Below are 22134 nucleotides of genomic sequence, written 5' to 3'. Positions count from 1 at the left end.
TAAGTTTTAAATAGTTAAGTTGAGATATGTAACTCTCAAGAATTTAATGCTGTTAAGCAATTTAGCTAAATCTGAATTCTGTTATCTGAACTCTGAAATTTAGACGATTGCATAAACGTCAGATTCTCTCATAATGAGATACTCTTCGCCTTCGATAGTGATTTCAGTTCCTGAGTACTTGCCGTAAAGAACTTTATCGCCTTTTTTTAATGTAAGGGGAGTTACTTTTCCGTCTTCAGCTACTTTGCCTGAACCTACTGCAACAACTTCACCGTGCATAGGTTTTTCTTTTGCAGTATCAGGGATGATAATGCCGCTTGCAGTTTTTTCTTCTGCAGCATTAGGCTTTACTACGACTCTGTCGTGTAATGGTTTAATGTTCATGTGTTAATTTTATTTAAATTTGGAATAATTTTAAAGTACTATGAATTATATAACGTAAATTAGCACTCACAAGTTTCAAGTGCTAGTCAAAAAGATAGTAGAATAGCTGTATTAAACTTTTTATAATTAAGTATGTCTTATAGATATTAATTAATAACAATTACTTATATCAAGATAATCTTTCAATCTTGATTATTCATCAATAAAAATATACTTTTAGTAAATTTAAATTACAGCAATGAATATCAAATCAAAGGTACTTTTCGTCTTTGCGTTATTTTTTTGTTTTGTTAACATTTCCATTAAAGCTCAATCATTAGCTTGGGAAAAACTTTATGGTTTGGGTTATGGTAATGAAAGTTCGAGAATAGATGATGAAACTTTCTATGTATGCGGAAGCGGACCTGCGGGACATCCTGCAGTTGTAATGAAATTGAATCAATACGGAAACCAGATATGGTATAGGGAATTTGATAATACATACACAAGTTATGCGAACTGTATTGTTACAACAGATGATAAGGGATGTGTAATTATAGGTAATATTCAGAGCCATAAAGCAATTTGGAAATATGACACTGATGGTAATCTTCTCTGGTTAAAAAATTTCGACGGCGGAGATGATTTGGAGAAAATAATTAAAGTAGGAGCTTCCTTTTATGCTGTAGGAGGAAATATTGTTTTTAAGTTTGATTCGAACGGTAATTTAATTTGGACAAAGGGTTTTACTATTAATGCTCGTTTGTTTATTCATGACATATATTTTGAAAAAAATTCAAATACATTATTCTGTGCGGGAGATTTTCTTGACCAGTATCCTGTTACCCTGGGTTTTATAGGGAAAATTGATGCAAGCGGAAATATAACTGGCCAAAGAACATACAAACTATTAGAAAAGACTACATGGTACAGCTACTTAAAAAGATACGGTAATGGCTTTATTGTCGCAGGTATAACCGTCGATTCAAATTCATTTAATCCGAGAGTTTTCTTTCAAAAAATCAATATGAATTGTGATATAGAGTTTACAAAAATTTTCCCGCAGGATAGTAATGAATGGCTTTCCGGCTTTTTTGTAAAAGATGATAACAAGTTGATGTTTAGTACAAGGTCCGGAGATGCAAATCAGCAGCAACAGAACAAAATGAAATTTTTTGTTACAGATGGAGATGGAAATATTACGAAGTCAAATATTATCAACAGTGATTACACCAAGTATATAAATTTTGGAATGATGTTAAATAATGGTTATAGCATTTTCACAGGATATAAAGGAAACACCTACTATGCTACTGAATTTAAAATTCTTGTTATCAAGCTCGATTCAAGTTTGAATTTCAGTACAGTGAATGTTTCTGAAAGCAGTTCTTCTATAGCAGAGAATTTTTCATTATCACAAAACTACCCAAACCCATTCAACCCAAATACAATAATAAATTATCAAATAAAAAATTCTGCGCTCATTAGCTTAAATATTTACGATGCAAACGGCAGATTGATAAAAATTCTTGAAAATGGATTCAAACCGGCAGGGAACTACACTGCAAACTTCTCCGCCGAGGGACTTTCATCGGGGGTTTATTATTACAGCTTAGTTGTTGACGGAGTTGTATTTGATACAAAAAAGGCAGTGATTTTAAAGTAAATTTATTGCCAAATAAAGTAAGTTGATTATATAAAAATAACAAATTAAATTAGTTGTATTACTAAATTAAAACTGACAATGCTATGAGAAAGCTGTTTTTTGTTTTAATTTGTTTGTTGTTATCTTCTGTCGGGGCTTCACAAACTTATCGGGTTTCATTCTATCAAAACACTCCTGTTTATTTCAGCACTTCAAAACCGACTGCACAAAGGCAGATGGTTAATTCATTTATTGACGACAACGGAAATATTTTTTATATAGGGAATTACGAACCAACGGGTAATTCATTTATAAAAAAATTTAATTCCAAAGGTGAAGAAATATTAACATACAATTTTCCTGAAAGAGTTTTTATTTCATACGCGCAAAGTGAATATGCAGTTGCAACAGGAAAATTAGTTAAGACTCCTCTTAATCAGTTTCTTCTTGTATGTCAGAAAAATCAGGATAATGCAATCTGTCAGAGAGTAATATGTTTTGATTCCAACTTTCAGATATTGTGGGAGGTAACAGCGCCTGCTAATCCACAAGGAGTTGCTTATTTAATAAAAGACATATCATTTGATGAAAGTAATAATATATACCTTCTGGCAGATGTAGGTTATAACAGTTCTTTGCCTCCGGCTTATACTCATGTGTATTTATATAAATATACATCAGGAGGGAGTTTGCTTTGGCAAAAGACAATTAACACTTCGCCTTTTGGATTGACATATAATAAAATTGTTAAGATGAAGACAAACAGTTTTGTGATAGCAATCACCCGCGCATCACAATACAAGAATTATTTTACACTATATGAAATAGATAAGGCTACAGGTAATACATTGAAATATAATTTGTACACTGATAACCCTTCTTATATTGCTCAATTTGATTGTAAGGAATTAAACGGAAGCTATTATTTAGGGTACACAACAGATTTAATGCCGGAATACCAGCCTCATCATGTACTTAGAAAATATAATTCAGCATTGGACTCCGTATGGTCAAAAAAGGATGATGCCTTATCTACTTTATCCACTGTTGAAACAGATAATTCAGGACATGTATTCCTTCTGGGTAATCCATATGCTGCTGCTTATGATACCAATGGCACTCTTTGGTGGAAAACAAGTACATTCTCTTCAATCAACAGTCTAAAAACAACTGAAGGATTTGCTCTGACTCGTAGTGAATCAACCATGCCTGCATTTACAAATATTGGATTCAACGGAGGCATTCTTTCAAATTCAGAAGTTTACAATCCCGCTAATCAGTCATTGAATTCACGTCTGTTGTATCAGAATCCTTTAAATAATTTACAATATATAAGCGCGGGAGAAGTCCAGGAAAACGCTAATCAAAAATATTTATATTATAATAACTTCGATAAAAATGGCACGCTGACTTATTCTGCAACCGAGCAATCAGTCAATGATGCAGCATCAGATTTCAAATATTTCAATTCTTATTTATACATATCAGGAACAAGCAGAGCTAAGACAACCGAGATGAATGCATTTGTAAACAAGTATACTTCAGCAGGTGTTTTGCAGTGGACGGCAAACATCTATAGCGGGGAAAAGTCAGTGAAGATAACCAATATAGCTCCGACACCAACAGCAATTTATGCCGGGGGAGAATTATTTGATTCAGTTACGAATAGAAAGAATGGTTTTTTAGCAGCAACAGATAATAATGGAAATGTAACTTTTAAATTTTCATTTAAAAACTTATTGCCAAAAGAGAGTTCTGTAAAGTTTGTACAGGTAAATAACAGCAGTGCTGATGTTTTTATAGCAGGACAATATCTGGATAGTACAGGTAAATCAAAAATATTTATCGCAAAAAATACAGGTAATGAAAACGTCTGGATTCAAACTTTAAATCAGTCTGCAGGCGCAAGTGATTCTTTGGTTAGCTTTTTCATTGACCAGTTTAATAATGGATACATATCATATAATTGTTATGAGTCAGGTATTTCAACTAAATATATTGTGTACAGGTTTAATTCAAACGGTAACCCGATTTTTATGAGGACGATGAACAATCTTGATGGTGTATATCTGAAGAAAACTATACATGATGGTTTTGGATATATTTACAATTTGAGTTCCAATAAAGGAAGTACATATTTTGATTTATTGACGGAAAAACTTGATTCGAATGGTGCTCAGTTTTGGACCGATTTATACACTTCTAATGTGGATTACAAAGCTTGTGATTTAGTGACTGATTTAAACACAAATCTTGTTGTAACTGCAAATTTTTTAAATGCAGCTAATAAGACCGATGTGTTAACAATGAAGATCAGGAAGGATGGTGAAAGAATGTGGAATAAAGTTTACAACTCAGGAAATAAATTTCAGATAATAAAGATTTCTGCTGATGATTTGTGGTGCTACTATTTGTCAGGAATTTCGATTGATGCTGCCGGAAATAAAACACATATGCTTCTTGAATATGATAAAGATGGCAATCAGAGATACACAACTAACTATAATGAAAGAGATGCAGCAAATTTACTTTCATTTTCCGATGATTATTTTGCTTGTATCGTTACAAATGTTGAAGCCGGGCAAAAAAAGATGTTTACTCTTTCCAATGTGAACAGAGTTAATTCCGGATCTGATATAAAATTAAATACATTTTCTTCTTATATTGTTGCAGTTGAGAAATCCGGAGCAAACATTACCGATAGTTATTCATTATCTCAAAATTACCCAAATCCGTTCAATCCAAGTACAATCATAAACTATCAGCTTCCCAAAAATAGTTTTATTAGTTTAAACGTTTACGATGCAAACGGACGTCTTATAAAAATTCTTGAAAACGGCAATAAACCGGCAGGGAACTACTCTGCAAACTTCTCCGCCGAGGGACTTTCATCAGGGGTTTATTATTACAACTTAGTTGTTGACGGAGTTGTATTTGATACAAAAAAGGCTGTGGTGATGAAATGAAAAATTATGAATTATGAATTATGAATCGAAAACTCTGTTTGAGCTTTATCTCCAATTCATAACTCATAATTCTGAATTCTGAATTCATAATTAAAAATTTATTTCTTCTTAAATTTAATTGCTGAGAAAAATACGGCTGCATGACCCGCAATTTCCCTGGCGGCATCAAGTCCGTTAATAATTTTTCTTGCATTATAAAAATCATACCCGTTATCAGTAAAGTAATTTGATAATTTCTTTCCTGTAAATGAACCATGCACCATTCCGTATTCCATAATTTTGAAAGCATTTTGGGGGTCAAGTGCAATGGAAGGGTCTTCTAATAACTCCAAATCTAAGGCATCACCAAGTTTTTTATAATTAAAGTTGTGAGTAAGCTGAACATATCCTCTGCCAAGATAATTACCACCGTTTTTTCCGTGCGGGAAAATTGTGCTGAGTGCTCCGGGATTGTGGCTCGAATAGTAGCTATAGAGCTTTCCGACTCTGTTGCTGCTCATCCAGTAGCCTTCGTTTACGGGTTTGTAAGTATCGGCAGTCTCACGTTTAATTGTGGCAAAGCCGTACGCTATTTTCGACTTTGAATCGAAATCAGTAGATTCATCAAATTTATCTAAAAGAAAATCGATGCCTTCTACCTGAGAAGCTTTGAAACCTCCGAAACTGTTTCGGCATGTGTCAAAGAAAAATTTTCTGTCAATTACGTCCATAGAGTTGTTCCTTTGGGGTTAATTTAATTACAAAAATTTTAGGCTGCAAGCTTGTAACGTTGATTAATTTACAAAAACTATAAAATATTTACAAAAAATAATTATTGGAATTGTTAGAGATAGTTTTAATAGTAAAAAACCACATAAAAATATTCTTTAAATTGCTTTTTTCACTTCACAAAAGGCTTAAATAGTTAACCAAATAGTAATATTATCTTATTTCTTATTAAGCAGAAAACCCTTATATTTATGTAATTTCGAAAACTAAAGAAAAACGCTATGAAAAGAATTTTCATTACTTTCTTATTTATCTTCGCTGTGACGCTTTCCGCAAACAGTCAGGTCAGATTTACAGAAAATTTCTCATATCCTGCAGGTGATTCCATCGGAGCACATGGTTGGGTTTATAATTCTGGTACAGTAAATCCATTATTAGTAACTGCTCCGGGTTTAACATATGTTGGATATCCTCAATCAGGTGTTGGTAATGCTTTAACAATGCAAGAAACAGGAAACGATGCTTACAAGAATTGGGATGTAGCGGATTCTGTTGGAACACTTTATTGTTCTTTCATGCTTAACGTTACAACAGCAACAGCAACAGGTGATTACATATTTGCTATGCTTCCAAATAACTCTACATCACTCTATACTTCAAGATTAACAATTGCAACAGATGCTACCGGTTATAAAATCGGCTTAAGTAAAGGTACTGTTGGTTCAGGAGTAGGATATTCAACAGTTCCATACGCTTTTAATACTACAATTTTGGTTGTTATTAAATATAAATTTAACACCGGTACAACAACTGATGATGAAACAAGCTTATATACATTTACAGCAGGAATTACTCCTGTTGAACCACCGGTTGCTACAATTCCGGTTGTGGCTAGTACTGCTAATGATGTTGGAAATCTTGGAAGATGTGCAGTAAGACAGGGTGGAGCAACTACAGGTCCTAAATGTATTATCGACGGCTTCAGAGTAGGAAAAACATGGATTGACATTGCAACTAATGTGATTCCTGTTTCAACAGTTGCTGATAAATTTTCTTTATCACAAAACTATCCAAACCCATTCAACCCAACAACAACAATCAGATTCTCTTTACCAACATCAGGCGTAACTTCATTAAAAGTTTACGACATAATGGGTAAAGAAGTAAGCAGCTTAGTTGATGCTAACATGAATGCAGGTGAATATACAACACAATTAAATGCATCTAATTTATCTTCAGGAATGTATTTCTACAAACTTGAATTCACAGGCGCTAACGGACAAAACTTCAGCGAGCAAAAGAAATTAATGCTTGTAAAATAATTTTATAGAAGTTCAGTTCTAAAATTTTAAAAGCCCTCGCTTGAAGAAAGTGAGGGCTTTTTTTATTTGTATAAAATTTTTGCTTTTATTAATTTTTCTATTAAAATTAAAATATATGTCTTGTAAACTCTCCAAAATTACAATTGCCTGTACAGATATTTTAAAGATGACAGAATTTTATTCTAAAGTTTTTAATATTCGCTTTGCAGAACATGAATTCCCCGGTTTTAAAATGTATTCTTCTAAAATTACTGATATAAATTTTTTGTTCTGCCCAAATGAAATAGCAGGTGTTATTGCCGAGCAGAACAGACATCAGTTTGATTACGTCACAGATAATATTCAGGAGGTGATTGATAACACTTTAAGTTCAGGAGGTTCCATGCACGGCGAATTACAAAAATCTGATAACGGCTCTTCTGTTACAGTTTTAGATCCGGATGGCAATACAATTAATTTTATTCAGATGAGTTAAATTAGAAGGCACTTTTTACAAAGATAACAAGTTAAATATATAAACTGAATCATTATCAGGTTATCTATGAAAATCTTATCCGCAATAATTTTAATTCTCTCATGTTTCATTGCAGTCAATGTATCTGCAATGCAAATCACAATTTACAATAAAGGCGCATCAAGCAAAGTGGAATTTACATCTGCGCAGGAAAAAAAGATACTGAATATAGTAAAAGAGCTTTATGAAAAGACCGATAAGATAAATAATCTGAATGTTGATAAGAAAAATATAACGGAAATAAAAAGTAAGGACAGATGTGTAGAAATAATTTTTGATATGAGCTATCTATTTAATAACAGCGCAATAGGGAATTCAGTTTTAAACAAAATTCTTATTCCTCTTTCAGGCACTTATGCTGGCGATATTAAAAAGGGAGGTTTAAATTTTTTTGGAGGATTAGATGACTACAACGGTAAGCAGTATTTTAATAGTAACGGAATGAAGTATGCAGAGCAAATATATCAGGAATTGCTAAAGTAATTTTTAAGTGATTCTAAAGTGATTAATGCCGATGCTTTAAAATATTTTCAATGATTTGTTTGCCGTGCTTTATAGTATTTTCAATAAATAGTTTTTCAGTTTCCATCCCTCCGCATACAACTCCCGCAAGATATAAACCTTCAATATTTGTTTCCAGAGTATCTCTGCTGTAAACAGGGCAGTGGTTTTCTATTTTTATTCCTAACTGTTCAAGAAAAGTAAAATCCGGATGGTAGCCCGTCATTGCAAATACAAAATCATTTGCGATGTTTTTCTCTTCTCCCCCTTGTTCAAAAAATAATTCATTTTCAGTAATTTTTGTTACTGATGCATTAAAAAAAGATTTTATTGTTCCTTCTTTTAATCTGTTTTCAATATCAGGTCTTACCCAATATTTAACTGATTGCTTTATATCATCTTCACGTATAATTAATGTTATATCTGCGCCTGTCCGGAAAAGCTCAAGCGATACATCGACAGCAGAATTTCCTCCGCCGATTACTGCACAGCTCTTTCCTGCGTATGGATGCGCTTCTTTGAAGTAATGAAAAACTTTATTCAACTCTTCACCGGGCACATTCATATAATTTATATTATCATAATATCCGGTTGACACGATGACATTCTTAGCTTCGTAGTTATCTTTTGAAGTCGAAACATGAAACATATTATTTTTTTTCTTTACATCTTTTACTTCTTCAAATGTATTTACTCTAAGATTATAGGCTTCTTTCACTCTACGATAATATTCAAGCGCTTCTCTGCGTGTTGCTTTCGGACCATAGGATACAAACGGCACTCCGCCGATTTCCAGTCTTTCCGAAGTAGAAAAGAATGTCATGTTGACAGGGTAATTATAAATAGAGTTCACTAAGCAACCCCTATCTATAATTAAATAGTTCAGCTTTGCCTTCTCTGCTTCAATTCCGCATGCAAGGCCGATTGGTCCTGCGCCAACTATAATTAAATCCAGCTCTTTCAAATTTTATAAATTAAATTGTGGTGACCATAATATCATTTGCAGAAGGAGCCTGCGGAATTGGATTTCTTGAAACAATCACAATTCTGTCACCCTTCTGGAAATAATCATTTGCAACAAGCCTTGACTTAATATCGTCTATGATAGTCTGCAAGTCATCCTGTTCAGTTGTAAGCATTGACTCCACACCCCATACTAATTTTAATCTCTTAAGTTTCTTCTCGTCAAAACCGACTGCAATGATCTGCGCTGCAGGTCTGTGGTTTGAAATTATAAGAGGAGTATTTCCTGTAATTGTAGGCACTGCAATAATTACTTTTGCGCTCACACGCTCTGCAATCATACAGGCAGAGTTACAAATTGTGTGTAAAATATTTTCAGGAGAATCTTCAACGAAAATTTCATTGAAGTAAGTTGTCTTCTTATGAGTCTCGGTTTTCTGAATAATTTTTTTCATCATGCTTACTGCCTGCAGGGGATAAAGCCCCGTAGAAGTCTCCGCAGATAGCATTACGCAGTCAGTTCCATCGAGGATAGAGTTTGCAACATCTGATGCTTCAGCGCGTGTAGGGGACTGGTCGTTTATCATCGACTCTAACATTTGTGTCGCCGTTATAACAGGTTTTATCTTTGCATTACATTTTTTAATAATCATCTTCTGAAGCTGAGGAACTTCTTCAACAGAAATCTCAACACCAAGGTCTCCCCGGGCAACCATTATCATATCTGCTGCTTCAATTATTTCATCAATGTTTTGTATTGCTTCAGGTCTTTCAATCTTTGCTATGATAGGCAGCTCTTTACTGCGCGAGCGAAGGATGCCTTTAAGAAGTTTAATATCGTCAAGAGTTCTAACAAAACTCATTGCGATGAAATCAACTCCGTTGTTTATTGCAAAGTCCAGATCATTCATATCCTTTTCAGTTAGAGATGGAAGTGAAAGAGCTGAGAAAGGAATATTAATGCCTTTGTTCTGTTTTAAAATTCCGCCGATGATAACTTTACAGGTAACTTCGGGTTTAGTTCTTTTTATTTCTGTTATTAAAAGTTTTATGTTGCCGTCATCAAGCAATAAAATTTCACCGACCTTAAGCTCCTGAATCAGTCCCGGAAATGTTGTGCAGAATACTGCTTCGTTGCCAAGAATTTCTTCTGAAGTAATTTGTATTTCAGCATTTTCTACGAGAGTTATGAATCCATTCTCTAATTTACCGACTCTTATCTTTGGTCCCTGGAGGTCTGCAATAATTGCGATTTGTTTGCCTGTGATTTTACAGGCTTCGCGGATATTTGTAATGTAATCTTTGTGTTTGCTGTGTTCACCGTGAGAGAAGTTCAAGCGCGCAGAATCCATTCCTGCGTTTATTAGCTGTACAATCATATCAACTGATTCCACCGAAGGCCCGATCGTGCAAATTATTTTAGTTTTCTTGTCTATCAATTTTTGTTTGTTAATTAATAAAATAATAATATTTCATCGTCAAAAAAGTAACTTGAATATAGAAACCTTTACTTTGAAATTTAGGAACTTTAAAAATAATCAATATAGCAACTATTTTATAGCCAAATTTTTATCAGTTAGCAATTAGTAATTAACAATTAACAGTTTTTATGTTATTGTTTTGCACTTTTTATAGTAACTGAATTTGGATCTGATAATTGTTAATTGTTAAATATTAATTGAAAGAAATGATTAGTTTCAAAAACAAAACCGTTTTCATAACAGGAGCATCAAGCGGAATAGGGAAGGCAGCTGCAGACTTATTCGCTGCCGACGGCGCAAAGCTATTACTCTGCGCAAGAAGATTTGAAAAGCTTGAACAGATAAAAAAAGAATACGAAGAAAAATATAATTCAAAAGTCCATATTTTTAAATTAGATGTCAGGAACAGTGACGATGTGGAGCGCGAAATAAATGCCCTGCTTGAAGAATGGAAGGACATTGATTTACTATTGAATAATGCCGGGCTCTCACGCGGACTGGATAAAATTCAGGACGGAAAAATTCAGGACTGGGATGAAATGATTGACACAAATGTGAAAGGTTTGTTATATGTTTCAAAAAATGTAATTCCTTTAATGATGAAAAAGAAATATGCTCACATAATAAATCTTGGTTCGATTGCAGGAAAGGAATTGTATCCTGCCGGAAATGTTTACTGCGCATCTAAGTTTGCAGTAGATGCCATTACTAAAGGAATGAGAATAGATTTAATGGACACTTCAATAAAAGTCTCGACTGTTGACCCCGGATTAGTGAAAACTGATTTTAGTCTTGTAAGATTCAGAGGAGATCAAGAACGGGCAAAAGTCCCTTACATGGGCATAGAAGCTTTAACTCCGGAAGATGTTGCTGAAACAATTTTTTATGTGGCTACAAGGAACGAGAATGTAAATATAGCGGAAGTAACTATGTTTCCTAAAGCGCAGGCCGGTGCAGCATTTATTTTAAGGAAAAACTAAGCCTATTAGTAGTAATGGGGAAGAAAAGATTTTCTTCTATCAGGATTTTATGTATATTTGATTTGCAAAAGAGATTAATAAAGATGCATGAAAAAATGTGACAATAATGTGACAATTTATAATTTACAAAAACCCGACTATTTCCCGACTTTTTTTCAATTAACAATTATCAGTTAACAATTAACAGAAAACCCGACAAAAATCCAACTCTATAAACAAATAATTTTGAACTTGAAACTTGAAATTTGGAACTGAATTAAGAATCCGACTATTTCCCGACTTTTTATCTTACGAGAAATTGAATTTTTTAAGCAATAATAAATGTTACAATAATGTGACCTTTGTTATACGGTTTCAGGTCTGTTCATTGTTAAATACTAATTGTTAATTGCATAGATTTTCTATTGCATTTAAAAAAGAAAACTCATAGTATTACTTAATTATTTTAAATAAACTTAAAGCGGGGACACAAAAAATGAAGAAGATTCTACTCTCATTTTTAATCGTATTTACCTTCTCAATTTCCAACAATTCTTTCTCACAAACAACAGGTAACACTACAAATGCAGTGCTCGAGTATTGTACAGGCACATGGTGCCAGTATTGCCCGTGTGGACACGATATTATCAACGGTATTTTATCCAATTATCCTAACACAACTGTAGTTGCTTATCACGGCGGCGGAAGCAGCGATCCATGGCTTGCTCCTTCATCAGGAATGATTTCAACTTTTGGATTTAACTCGTATCCTACAGGTGTAGTCGGAAGAAAAACCGGAATTATTGACAGAGGTGTATGGAACAATAAAGTTATAGTCCAATCATTTGCTTCACCTACTGTTACAATTGCTATTACAAACAGAAACTACAATTCAGCAACAAGAACTTTTTCATGTGACGTAAATCTTACAGCTAGAGTAGATTTGACCGGTAACTTTTCAATGAATGAAATTTTAACTGAGAACAATCTTATTTATTCACAGACAGGAAACTCAGGCTGCATAGGAGCAGCAGCTTATCATCATAACCATGTTGTGAAAGCCATGATTAACGGCAATATGGGTGAATCTGTTTCAACAGGAAGCTGGACAACAGGTACAACAATTACAAAGCATATGAATTATGTAATTCCTGCAGATGTAGTTGCAGATAATTCTGTTGTCAATATTTTTGTTTACAAAAACGGAACTTCGATCTCAACTGATTATGATATACAGCAGTCATTAAATTTCTCACCGACTATCACAACAGGCGTTGGAAATAACGGCTCACTTGTTACTGATTATTCATTATCACAGAATTATCCTAATCCTTTCAATCCGACTACAAATATCAGATACTCAATTCCGAAAGACGGAAACGTAACTTTCAAAGTATATGATATGCTTGGAAACGAAATCGGAACATATGTAGATGGTATTCAGCAAGCCGGTACATATTCAGTAGTATTTGACGGAGCTAATCTATCAAGCGGAATTTATTACTACAAACTCGAAGCAAACGGCTTCAGCGAAACCAAAAAAATGATGTTGGTTAAATAATATTTGAAGTTTTACAAAAGGGAGGGGATTTAATTCCTCTCCCGTTCTTTCACCTCTGAGATAATTCCCAAATACTTTAATACAGATTTTTATTCTAAAAATTTTTATATTGTTTCAATTATTTAATTAAAAAACTTAAACGGAGATTGGTTTGAAGAAATTAACCTACATTTTTATCGTTACCCTCTTAGTATTAAGCTCCAATGTATTTGCTCAATGGAGTTTCGTTGGCGGAGTTACAGGTATTGCCGGAAGCGGTGAATCACCTAGTATTTCAGTATGTTCACCAACATGTGCATGGGTCGCAACAGGTTCCAGCGGAACAGCACCACTTGTAGCCAGAACTACAAATGGCGGTGTTACATGGACACCTACAGGAACAACCGGTTTAGCTGCATTCGATTTATTCTGCTGCTGGGCAGTAGATTCACTTACATGTTACGTAGGTAACGGCGGTGGTTCAGGCGGTGCAGGCGGAAACGCAACATTCTACAAAACAACTAACGGCGGTACATCCTGGACAGCAGTTGCAAGCACAGGTGGTACAGGCGGATTCTTCAACGGAATAGTTTTCGGTAGAAACGCTTCTAACTTCGGTGTTGCTCAATCAGATCCTCCTACAGGTTTAGGCGGTGCTTATTATATTAATACAACAACAAACAACGGTGCAAGCTGGACGGTATTAGCTACACCTCCTCCGGGAATTGCAAATTGCGCATCAGCACAGAATTCCATTTTCGTAAATGATGCAAGTTTCTTCGGTTTTGGTGTCAGTGTTGGTTCAGCTGCTGCAATCAGATTCTACATGACAACAAACGGTGGTGCTAACTGGGTATTAAGAACAACAGCTTTAGCAACAGGTACATTCACACCATGTATTGCTTTTGCTGATAACAAATTAACAGGTGTTGTTGCAAGCTCTACATCTTTACCAAACATTGCAAGAACAACTGACGGCGGCGCTACATTCACAAATATCGCAACAGGCGTTACAGTTGGTGGCGCTTCACAAATTAAATGGATGAAGAACTCAAACACTGTTTACATGAGCGGTGGTACAGGTGCTTCAGGCTGCGTAATGAAAAGCACAAACGGCGGTTTAAACTGGACAGTACAATCAACATCAGGTCTTACTGGTATAACTTCAATGGATATTTTACAAAACGGAAATACAATCTATGGTTATGCAATTTGCGCAGACGGTTCAGTATTAAAAATCAACGAAACAATCACAGGTGTTGAAAATCCATCAACTATCGTTCCTGATAATTATTCATTAGAGCAAAACTTCCCAAATCCTTTCAATCCTACAACAACAATTAACTATTCATTACCTGTTGCTACAGATGTATCATTAAAAGTTTATGATGCATTAGGTAACGAAGTAATGAGCCTTGTTAACGGATTCAAGAATGCAGGAACACACTCAATTACAATGAATGCATCTGAATTAACTTCAGGTATCTATTTCTATAAATTACAAGCAGGTAACTTTGTATCAACAAAGAAACTTACTTTAATAAAATAAGATTTATTTAAAACCGGTTTCGGTTTTTAAAAGCCCGTTGGAGAAGATCCGGCGGGCTTTTTTAATATATACTTATAAAATACAATACCATTCAATCATTTTTTTTCCTATTTTTAGGGACTAAAAACTAAACCCTCAGTATGAGAAAAATATTCATCATTTTTACAATGTTGATTTCAGCCAATTTGTTTGCGCAGATGGACTGGAGTCAATATAACCCAAACTACGTTCCGCTTCCATTAAAAACAATTTTCCCGAAAGTCTATGCACCAGAGGCTTACGGAGTAGATGCAGTGGTTTCAGTAGGAGCATTCGATAACTACAAAGTAACAACAACTCCGGGATTTGCAGAAACACATATAGCAGTAAACCCAAGAAATCCGCTAAACTTTATAGCAGGTGATAACAGAGCTGTTGTTTCCTCTACAAACGTTTATGTAACTACAAACGGCGGAGTATCATGGAGCAATATTGCTACCAGTGTTTCACAAGGTGATCCTGTATTTGCCTTTGACAGTTTAGGTAATGCATATTATACAGTTTTAAACAACGGTGTTAGAATTTGGAAATCTACTAACGGCGGATTGAACTGGACAAACTTGGGAAACATTTTTTCTAATTCAAGCGCTGATAAACAATGGATTGAATGTGACCAAACTGCAGGACCATATTCAAATTACATTTATGTAGGCTATACAGATTTTTCTGTTACTCCTGCACCAATAAGATTTTACAGAAGTACAAACCAAGGTGTAAGCTGGTCTGCACCTATACAGCTTTCTACTACAAACTCACAAGGTTCAAACATTGCAGTAGGACCTGACGGAAGAGTTGTTGTAGCGTGGAGCCAGGGCGGAGCTGCAGTAAGATATTCTACTGACGGCGGAGCTACTTTTGCTCCTCAAGTTCAAGCTGCTTCTTATACTGAACCGGGTGTTTTCAATTCCACATTCGGCAGATATGTTTTAAAGGGTGATATCAGAGTGAGCGGATTCCCGCAGATTGCCTGTGACTTAAGCAACGGACCATACAGAGGTACTTATTATATTAACTATGCTGCAAATCCTTTAGGACCGGATAATGCCGATATCTTTGTAGTTAAATCAACAGATAAAGGTGTGACCTGGAATAACTTAACACCTACAAGAGTAAATGATGACGTAGGCACAACAGATCAGTGGATGTCAGATATTTCAGTTGATAACCAAGGAAGAGTATGGGTAATGTGGTATGATTCAAGAAATGACCCTTCAAATATTTTAACAGAGACATATTGCGCAGTATCAACAGATGGCGGCGCAACATTCACAAATATAAAAACCGCAAACCAAAGCTTTAACCCGGGTAATGTAAAACAATCACAGGGTTCAGGACAGGCATATTATATTGGCGACTACCATTCAATCGCAGGTAAAACCATTACCATGCCTTTCTGGATGGACGGAAGAAATAACACATTGGATGATTATTCAGCATACTTACCTGATTATGGAATTTCATTTTCAAAGCCTGTTGACTCAATCAATGTAAATTCATCAAGACAAAACAGATTGAGACTTCCTGCAATGGGACCTATGACCGGACCAATTAATTTTACAGCGACAGTATTAAATCCTCCTGCAGTAGGAACCTTAACAGTTTCTTTAAGTAACGGCGGAGTAGTAAATAACTTCCCTGATTCATTGATTATAAATCAGAGCACTAATGCGTTAGTACCTATTGGAACATATAATATTCAGATTACAGGTACTGAACCGGGCGGTGTGAGAAACCACACAAGAACTTATCAGTTAGTTGTAAGTCCTTTAGTTGGAATTTCAGGAAGCGAAAATTCAACTCCTGTTAAATATTCTTTGGAGCAGAACTTCCCGAATCCGTTTAACCCGGTTACAAAAATTGCATACTCTATAGAGAAGGCAGGATTTGTAAAACTAACAGTGTTTGATATAACAGGAAGAGAAGTTCAGACATTAGTTAATGGAAACGTTAACAGCGGTTCATACTCAATAGATTTTGATGCATCGAAATTAAACAGCGGAATGTATTTCTATAAATTAGAAGCAGGTGATTACAGAGAAGTTAGAAAAATGATTTTGGTTAAGTAAGAAAAATAAACAAAGAATAAATAAAAAAGCCCGTTCGGCATAAGCAGAACGGGCTTTTCTTTTTATAAATAGTAAAAATTTTATGCCTGATACTCGTCAGGATTACAAATTCTGAAAACAATTGCTGCAATAGCTCCGCCTGCAAAACATCCGACGATATAATACCAGCTGTACATAATTGAAGAGCCGCCTTTAATTGCGTCAACAATCTGCGGTCCTAATGCCACGGCAGGATTGAATGCTCCGCCGGATATTGGTCCGAATGCAAATGCAGATGCAAGTACTGTAAAACCGATTGCCAGACCGAAGTAACTGTTACCTGCAGCTTTTTTTGTAGTTGCTACATTCAGCACTACAGAAACTAAAGCAAATGTACCAAGTACTTCACAAAGAATAACTTTTACGAAGTCTCTGCCAACAGCAGGAACAACCTGCATTGTTTTAGTTGTAAGAACAAATACCACAAAGGCTGCAATGATAGCGCCGAATAACTGGAATACCCAGTACATTATCATATCTTTTGCGTCAATTTTTCCTCTGATGAAAACTCCAAGAGTAACAGCAGGATTATAATGTCCGCCTGAAATATTTCCTCCCATATAAATCATTACCATCAGGATTGCTCCGATTGCAAGAGGATTGCCGGTTAATCCTATTACAAGGATTAGAAAAAATGCGCCGATGAACTCGGTTAGGTATTTATTCATGGGGTGTGATTTTTTGGTTAATAAAATGGATTTGGTGGAAAAATAATTATAACAATATTATAAGTAAAGTTAATTCTATAATTTTGATATTACATCTTCTATATGACCTTTAACGGAAACTTTATCCCAGATTTCTTTTATAATTCCTTTTTCATCTATGATAAAAGTAGTCCTTATTATGCCCATATATTTTTTTCCGAACATACTTTTTTCTTTCCATACTCCGTAAGCTTCAAGCATTTCTCTGTTTTCATCACTGAGCAAAGGAAAGTTAAGGTCATACTTCTTTTTGAATTTTACATGTGACTTAGTGTTATCTTTACTTACACCGATGACAACTGCGTTTTTCTTTTCGATAACTTTAATGTTATCACGGAATGAACATGCTTCTTCTGTGCATGCTTCCGTATCATCCTTTGGGTAGAAATACAAAACAACTTTTTTGCCTCTTAAATCTTTTAATGAAACATTTTTACCTTCATCACTTATTAAAGTGAACTCGGGCGCTTTATCACCAACTTTTAACATTAGAATTTTATTTTTAAATTAACTGTCAAATTTTAAATATCGTCTTATTGATATTGCGCTTCCTGCAATACCGAGAATTATTCCGAGAACTATTACAATCAGGACATAAAAGAATCTTCCTATTTCTATATACACATTCACTTCTCCAAGCTTACCTGCAACATACTCCATAAGGACATATAAAAAAACAGATGCAATAATTCCTCCTATGAGTCCCTGCATAAATCCTTCAATCAAGAAAGGTGAGCGGATGAATTTTTTGGTAGCGCCGAGAAGCTTCATTGTGTAAATCAGTTTCTCTTTGGAGGCAATTACAAGCCGGATTGTATTTGATACTAAGAATATTGAAGAGATAGTGATAACTATAAGAATAATAAGATTGAGTGAAAGAATGGATGAAAAGTTCTTATCAACCATTTCAAGATTTTTTTTAGGATAGATAACATCTGAAACAAATCCTAACTCTGAAATCTGCTTTTTTAATTTTTCAACTTTATCGACCGTTTTATATTCATCGTACAAAGCAAGTTTGAATGAAGAGGGAAGGGGATTTCCTTCGAGTATTTCAAGCATTTCCTTGCCGTATTCCTTCTCGAAAATTTTAGCAGCTTCTTCCTTTGATACAAATGTAATCTGTTTAACTCCGCCGAGGCGTTTTAAATTTTCTTTGAGAGAATCGAGTTCATTTATAGAGTAACCGTCCTGCAGAAAAACTTCCAGCTCAACTTTATCTTTTATTTTTTTTGTGTACGAAGAAGAATTAACCGAGATAAAAAAATAAATGCCTATGATTATCAGTGACAGGGCAATAGTAGAGACTGAAGCTAATGTACTTAGCTTTGCCGAATTAAAACCTCGTAATGATTCTTTTATTAAGTATGAATACTTCAATTAAGTGCTACTTTCGTTTGCGACACCCATACAGGTAAATCGTGATCTATCTGACCTAATAATAAATTCAGCTGTCCGGTATGATGCTGGACGTGCCTTAGATTATAAATTAACATTTCAAATATACTGTAATTCTTCCATTTGTTTATCCATCGCATCTTTGCCTTTTCTTCAGTTAATCCTGAGAGAAGTTTCCGGCACTTTTCCCGGCAAAACTTTGTGTAGCTGATTAACTCTTCCTTTGTATAAACTTTTGGGGGCATAGTCCCTTCCTCAAATTCTGAAAGTGTAAATGGTACAGGAGGATGAAAATTATCAGGGTCTTCCGATAAATAATAATCAGTGTAAAATAAAGTATGGAATGCCCAATACCAGACAATGGTATCTTTATTGTTCCATAATTCAGCCGGACATTTCTCAATAGCATTTTCAAACATATCGAGTGCAGCGCCGAACTGTTTCCACAAATCGTTTTTTATAATCTCTATCATGAAGTTATGTTTTAATTGATGGACTTCCATCCTCTTCTGTTTAGGTCCCAGAAAATTACTCCTGCTGCTGCAAGTCCTATTAATATAAATACTGAGCCCATAAGATAATCATGGAATAAAATTTTACCCATTCCGAACAGGAACATATATACTAAAACAATTCCGCAAGCCCAGTCAACAAACAAAAAGAAATATCCTGAGTCGGGTGTTACATCAGTAAGTTTATCTGAAATTTTCTTCCAGCCTATACCGCCCGGATGAACCTGTCTATAGAATGAAGTTAACTTTTCATCGTCAACGGGCTTTGTAAGATACATTGCAATTATCCAGACTAAAGTAGTGATTGGAACAATAACATATAACGACTGCGGGAACTGAATATTGAATTTTCCAAAATATAAAACTCCGTATACTATAAAAGGAGTAACAGTTGCAGCTATTTCTGCAATAGCATTTACTCTCCACCAGAACCATCTTAATATTAAGACCAATCCTAAACCTGCGCCGCATTCAATAACGAAACTCCAAACTCCGGAAATACTTTTCATCTGTGTTGTTACTAAAATAGAAAGTATCATAAAGACGATTGTCATTAAGCGTGAGACAGTAACATAACTTTTTTCACTGCCGTCTTTTTTGATGAAGCGTTTATAAAAATCATTTATAAAGTATGATGTTCCCCAGTTAAGGTGAGTTGAAATTGTTGACATGTATGCGGCAAAAAATGCAGCGAGTAATAACCCTTTTAATCCTACAGGAAGAAAATCATTCATAGCTTTTACAAAGCCGAGTCCTTTATCTGCGTGCGATAAATCAGGATATAAAATTAAGGATGATAGTCCTACTAAAATCCACGGCCATGGTCTTAAGCAATAATGAGCAATCTGGAAAAACAAAGTTGCGAACAAAGAATTTTTTTCATCTTTAGCGCTCATCATTCTTTGAGCAATATATCCGCCGCCGCCGGGTTCTGCGCCCGGGTACCATGAAGCCCACCATTGTATGCCTATGAAAGCAAGGAATGAAGAAATGGTCATTGCCAATGCGCCGCTTGTATCGGCTACGGGAGTTTCGCTCGTAATTTGTGGAGTGAACCTTAATGCCCAGTCAGGAAGTTTTGCCTGTAAGCCGTCTATTCCTCCTATCTGCGGTGAGTTTACAACTATCACTGCTAAAACTATACAACCGCCCATTGCAAGAATAAACTGAAATGCATCTGTAACTGCAACTCCCCATAATCCCGAGAGTGCTGAATAACCTGCGGTAAGGACCATACAAATTCCAACATACAAAATAGCATTGCCTTCATTCACATATTCAGGGAACATTCCTATAAGAATTTTTATCATTGCAAGGTTTACCCAGCCCATGATAATTGTATTCATAAAGATACCCATGTAAATTCCTTTAAATCCTCTCAGCACTGCTGCAGATTTACCTGAGTATCTCAATTCAATAAACTCAACATCGGTTAAAATATTTGCGCGTCTCCATAATCTTGAAAAAAAGAACACAGTCATCATTCCGCCAATAAGCATATTCCACCATAGCCAGTTGCCCGCGATACCGTTTTGTCCGACTAACTCAGTTACAGCCAGGGGAGTATCGGCAGCAAACGTTGTTGCCACCATCGATATACCCGCAAGCCACCATGGAAGCTGTCTACCAGAAAGGAAAAAATTTTCAGTGGAACTTCCGGCTCTTTTAGAGTAAACAATTCCAATCAGCAGAGATATAACAAAATACAATGCTACAATAATCCAATCTATTAGATGCATTAATGTTGAGATTTAAATGAAGTGAAAATTTGATGAAGATAATTATTTTTTTGTTGTTATAAAGTAGAGATTTTAATCTTAAATGATATAAAAAGTAATCAAGAAGATACTGCAAAATAAATTGAATGTTTCAAAGCATAAGACTAAATTATATAAAACTAAAAAGATAATCCTCAATGTTACGAAAATTCACCATTTCAATTCTGGCGATAGGATTCATTTCAATTCTCTACATTAATTTAACAGCATTTCCCGACGGCATTTTTGACACAACTAAAAGGCCCGGCACGAACAGTTTTGACAAAGGATGTATCTGTCATAACGAAACACAGCCTGCACCTGAGGTTAAAGTTTTATTCTTTGGACCTACAAGTGTAAGAGCAGGGGACACTGCAACTTTTAAATTAAAAATTACCGGCGGACCTGATAGCGCAGGCGGATGCAACATTGCCTCATATTACGGGAAATTAACTACATCGCCGCTGGACCCATTTGTTCAGATAAAAGAAAATGTTTATTATGGTGGTACAGCAGATTCGGTTCGTAAAAATGAACTGACTCATACTATGCCTAAACCTTCATTACTGGATACAATTACATTTACATTCAGATACATTGCTCCGAATGTACCAAATTTAGTAGATACACTTTATGCAAACGGGAACTCGGTAATAGTTGACTTCGACCCTCATGATGATAAATGGAATTTTGCAAATAACAGACTAGTCAGTATTACTTCAACCGGGATAAATGATCCGTCTGAAGTTGTAAAAAACTTCACGCTTGAACAAAACTATCCTAACCCGTTTAATCCGAATACAAAGATAAGTTTTACTTTGGATAAAGCATCATTAGTAACTCTTAAAGTTTTTGATTTGAACGGAAAGGAAGTAAGTTCACTTATAAATAATAAAAATTACAGCATCGGAAATTACAGCTTAAACTTCGATGCAGCTAAACTTAATCTAAACAGCGGAGTTTATTTTTACAAGCTTGAGGCTAACGGTTTCAGCGAAGTGAAAAAAATGATGCTGATAAAATAATTTTTTCATAGGTAAAAAGCCCGGTCCCGCTAAAGCGGGATCGGGTTTTTTGTTGCACAATTTCTTTTTTAAATAACCAA

At 35.0% G+C, this 22134-nt stretch carries 19 protein-coding genes; 10 read left to right on the top strand and 9 right to left on the bottom strand.

Features of this window, described 5'->3' with window-relative positions; translation table 11 throughout:
- Window positions 1–99 precede the first annotated feature (99 nt).
- Entirely contained in the window at window positions 100–384 is a 285-nt protein-coding gene (gene groES / locus JST55_13225) for a co-chaperone GroES (GenBank protein MBS1494470.1), read from the bottom strand.
- Between the two features lie 238 nt (window positions 385–622).
- On the opposite strand from groES, the gene JST55_13220 reads away from it, so the two are divergent.
- Window positions 623–2029, top strand: a complete 1407-nt coding sequence (locus JST55_13220; GenBank protein ID MBS1494469.1) for a T9SS type A sorting domain-containing protein — start codon at window positions 623–625, stop codon at window positions 2027–2029.
- A gap of 83 nt (window positions 2030–2112) precedes the next feature.
- Window positions 2113–4974 (top strand): T9SS type A sorting domain-containing protein, encoded by a 2862-nt coding sequence (locus tag JST55_13215; protein ID MBS1494468.1) that lies wholly within the window; start codon window positions 2113–2115, stop codon window positions 4972–4974.
- A 98-nt stretch (window positions 4975–5072) separates the two neighbouring features.
- On the opposite strand, the gene JST55_13210 is transcribed toward JST55_13215, so the two are convergent.
- Window positions 5073–5684: a hypothetical protein gene (locus JST55_13210; GenBank protein MBS1494467.1), complete on the bottom strand. Its 612-nt coding sequence runs from the start codon at window positions 5682–5684 to the stop codon at window positions 5073–5075.
- Between the two features lie 279 nt (window positions 5685–5963).
- On the opposite strand from JST55_13210, the gene JST55_13205 reads away from it, so the two are divergent.
- The 3 genes from JST55_13205 (at window position 5964) to JST55_13195 (ending at window position 8001) form a co-directional block, all read left to right on the top strand.
- The gene (locus JST55_13205; protein MBS1494466.1) at window positions 5964–7004 is read left to right on the top strand and encodes a T9SS type A sorting domain-containing protein; all 1041 of its coding nucleotides are present in this window, start codon (window positions 5964–5966) and stop codon (window positions 7002–7004) included.
- 115 nt (window positions 7005–7119) lie between these two features.
- On the top strand, window positions 7120–7479 hold the full coding sequence (locus tag JST55_13200) for a VOC family protein (protein ID MBS1494465.1): 360 nt from the start codon (window positions 7120–7122) through the stop codon (window positions 7477–7479).
- Window positions 7480–7545: 66 nt separating this feature from the next.
- Window positions 7546–8001: a hypothetical protein gene (locus JST55_13195; GenBank protein MBS1494464.1), complete on the top strand. Its 456-nt coding sequence runs from the start codon at window positions 7546–7548 to the stop codon at window positions 7999–8001.
- A 22-nt stretch (window positions 8002–8023) separates the two neighbouring features.
- Here JST55_13195 and JST55_13190 read toward each other — a convergent pair whose 3' ends face one another.
- Window positions 8024–8983 (bottom strand): YpdA family putative bacillithiol disulfide reductase, encoded by a 960-nt coding sequence (locus JST55_13190; GenBank protein ID MBS1494463.1) that lies wholly within the window; start codon window positions 8981–8983, stop codon window positions 8024–8026.
- A gap of 10 nt (window positions 8984–8993) precedes the next feature.
- Entirely contained in the window at window positions 8994–10421 is a 1428-nt protein-coding gene (gene pyk / locus JST55_13185) for a pyruvate kinase (GenBank protein ID MBS1494462.1), read from the bottom strand.
- 248 nt (window positions 10422–10669) lie between these two features.
- Here pyk and JST55_13180 point away from each other — a divergent pair, with 248 nt between their 5' ends.
- The 4 genes from JST55_13180 to JST55_13165 all read left to right on the top strand — a co-directional run bounded on the left by JST55_13180 (window position 10670) and on the right by JST55_13165 (window position 16616).
- Window positions 10670–11443 (top strand): SDR family NAD(P)-dependent oxidoreductase, encoded by a 774-nt coding sequence (locus tag JST55_13180; protein MBS1494461.1) that lies wholly within the window; start codon window positions 10670–10672, stop codon window positions 11441–11443.
- A gap of 1114 nt (window positions 11444–12557) precedes the next feature.
- A complete protein-coding gene (locus tag JST55_13175; GenBank protein MBS1494460.1) occupies window positions 12558–12983 on the top strand; it encodes a T9SS type A sorting domain-containing protein in 426 nt (141 codons plus the stop codon).
- Between the two features lie 1021 nt (window positions 12984–14004).
- Window positions 14005–14511: a T9SS type A sorting domain-containing protein gene (locus JST55_13170; GenBank protein MBS1494459.1), complete on the top strand. Its 507-nt coding sequence runs from the start codon at window positions 14005–14007 to the stop codon at window positions 14509–14511.
- 140 nt (window positions 14512–14651) lie between these two features.
- The gene (locus JST55_13165) at window positions 14652–16616 is read left to right on the top strand and encodes a T9SS type A sorting domain-containing protein (GenBank protein ID MBS1494458.1); all 1965 of its coding nucleotides are present in this window, start codon (window positions 14652–14654) and stop codon (window positions 16614–16616) included.
- Window positions 16617–16696: 80 nt separating this feature from the next.
- On the opposite strand, the gene JST55_13160 is transcribed toward JST55_13165, so the two are convergent.
- From JST55_13160 to JST55_13140, 5 genes are all read right to left on the bottom strand, one after another.
- Window positions 16697–17323, bottom strand: coding sequence for an aquaporin family protein (locus JST55_13160; protein MBS1494457.1), 627 nt, complete (start codon window positions 17321–17323; stop codon window positions 16697–16699).
- 75 nt (window positions 17324–17398) lie between these two features.
- Window positions 17399–17851 carry a thioredoxin-dependent thiol peroxidase gene (gene bcp, locus JST55_13155; protein MBS1494456.1) on the bottom strand — a complete coding sequence of 151 codons (453 nt, stop codon included), beginning with the start codon at window positions 17849–17851 and terminating at the stop codon, window positions 17399–17401.
- 18 nt (window positions 17852–17869) lie between these two features.
- On the bottom strand, window positions 17870–18742 hold the full coding sequence (locus JST55_13150) for an ABC transporter permease (GenBank protein ID MBS1494455.1): 873 nt from the start codon (window positions 18740–18742) through the stop codon (window positions 17870–17872).
- The gene (locus JST55_13145; protein MBS1494454.1) at window positions 18739–19233 is read right to left on the bottom strand and encodes a DinB family protein; all 495 of its coding nucleotides are present in this window, start codon (window positions 19231–19233) and stop codon (window positions 18739–18741) included. The genes JST55_13150 and JST55_13145 overlap by 4 nt, the downstream gene beginning before the upstream one ends.
- 11 nt (window positions 19234–19244) lie before the next feature.
- Window positions 19245–21011: a Na+:solute symporter gene (locus JST55_13140; GenBank protein MBS1494453.1), complete on the bottom strand. Its 1767-nt coding sequence runs from the start codon at window positions 21009–21011 to the stop codon at window positions 19245–19247.
- Between the two features lie 176 nt (window positions 21012–21187).
- Between JST55_13140 and JST55_13135 the strand changes: the two genes are divergently transcribed.
- Window positions 21188–22054, top strand: a complete 867-nt coding sequence (locus JST55_13135) for a T9SS type A sorting domain-containing protein (protein MBS1494452.1) — start codon at window positions 21188–21190, stop codon at window positions 22052–22054.
- Window positions 22055–22134 lie beyond the last annotated feature (80 nt).

The sequence above is a fragment of the Bacteroidota bacterium genome (assembly GCA_018266835.1).
GTDB lineage: Bacteria > Bacteroidota > Ignavibacteria > Tepidaquicellales > Tepidaquicellaceae > JAFDZO01.
This window is presented reverse-complemented; position numbering and strand designations above follow the sequence as displayed.

Bases quoted from the DNA above. Each gene is read 5' to 3' on its own strand.
- JST55_13165 (MBS1494458.1), top strand. From the start codon at position 14,652: ATGAGAAAAATATTCATCATTTTTACAATGTTGATTTCAGCCAATTTG.
- JST55_13135 (MBS1494452.1), top strand. From the start codon at position 21,188: ATGTTACGAAAATTCACCATTTCAATTCTGGCGATAGGATTCATTTCA.
- JST55_13170 (MBS1494459.1), top strand. From the start codon at position 14,005: ATGAAGAACTCAAACACTGTTTACATGAGCGGTGGTACAGGTGCTTCA.
- JST55_13200 (MBS1494465.1), top strand. From the start codon at position 7,120: ATGTCTTGTAAACTCTCCAAAATTACAATTGCCTGTACAGATATTTTA.
- JST55_13195 (MBS1494464.1), top strand. From the start codon at position 7,546: ATGAAAATCTTATCCGCAATAATTTTAATTCTCTCATGTTTCATTGCA.
- JST55_13140 (MBS1494453.1), bottom strand. From the start codon at position 21,011: ATGCATCTAATAGATTGGATTATTGTAGCATTGTATTTTGTTATATCT.
- JST55_13180 (MBS1494461.1), top strand. From the start codon at position 10,670: ATGATTAGTTTCAAAAACAAAACCGTTTTCATAACAGGAGCATCAAGC.
- JST55_13175 (MBS1494460.1), top strand. From the start codon at position 12,558: ATGAATTATGTAATTCCTGCAGATGTAGTTGCAGATAATTCTGTTGTC.
- JST55_13220 (MBS1494469.1), top strand. From the start codon at position 623: ATGAATATCAAATCAAAGGTACTTTTCGTCTTTGCGTTATTTTTTTGT.
- JST55_13205 (MBS1494466.1), top strand. From the start codon at position 5,964: ATGAAAAGAATTTTCATTACTTTCTTATTTATCTTCGCTGTGACGCTT.
- JST55_13145 (MBS1494454.1), bottom strand. From the start codon at position 19,233: ATGATAGAGATTATAAAAAACGATTTGTGGAAACAGTTCGGCGCTGCA.
- JST55_13160 (MBS1494457.1), bottom strand. From the start codon at position 17,323: ATGAATAAATACCTAACCGAGTTCATCGGCGCATTTTTTCTAATCCTT.
- JST55_13210 (MBS1494467.1), bottom strand. From the start codon at position 5,684: ATGGACGTAATTGACAGAAAATTTTTCTTTGACACATGCCGAAACAGT.
- groES (MBS1494470.1), bottom strand. From the start codon at position 384: ATGAACATTAAACCATTACACGACAGAGTCGTAGTAAAGCCTAATGCT.
- bcp (MBS1494456.1), bottom strand. From the start codon at position 17,851: ATGTTAAAAGTTGGTGATAAAGCGCCCGAGTTCACTTTAATAAGTGAT.
- JST55_13215 (MBS1494468.1), top strand. From the start codon at position 2,113: ATGAGAAAGCTGTTTTTTGTTTTAATTTGTTTGTTGTTATCTTCTGTC.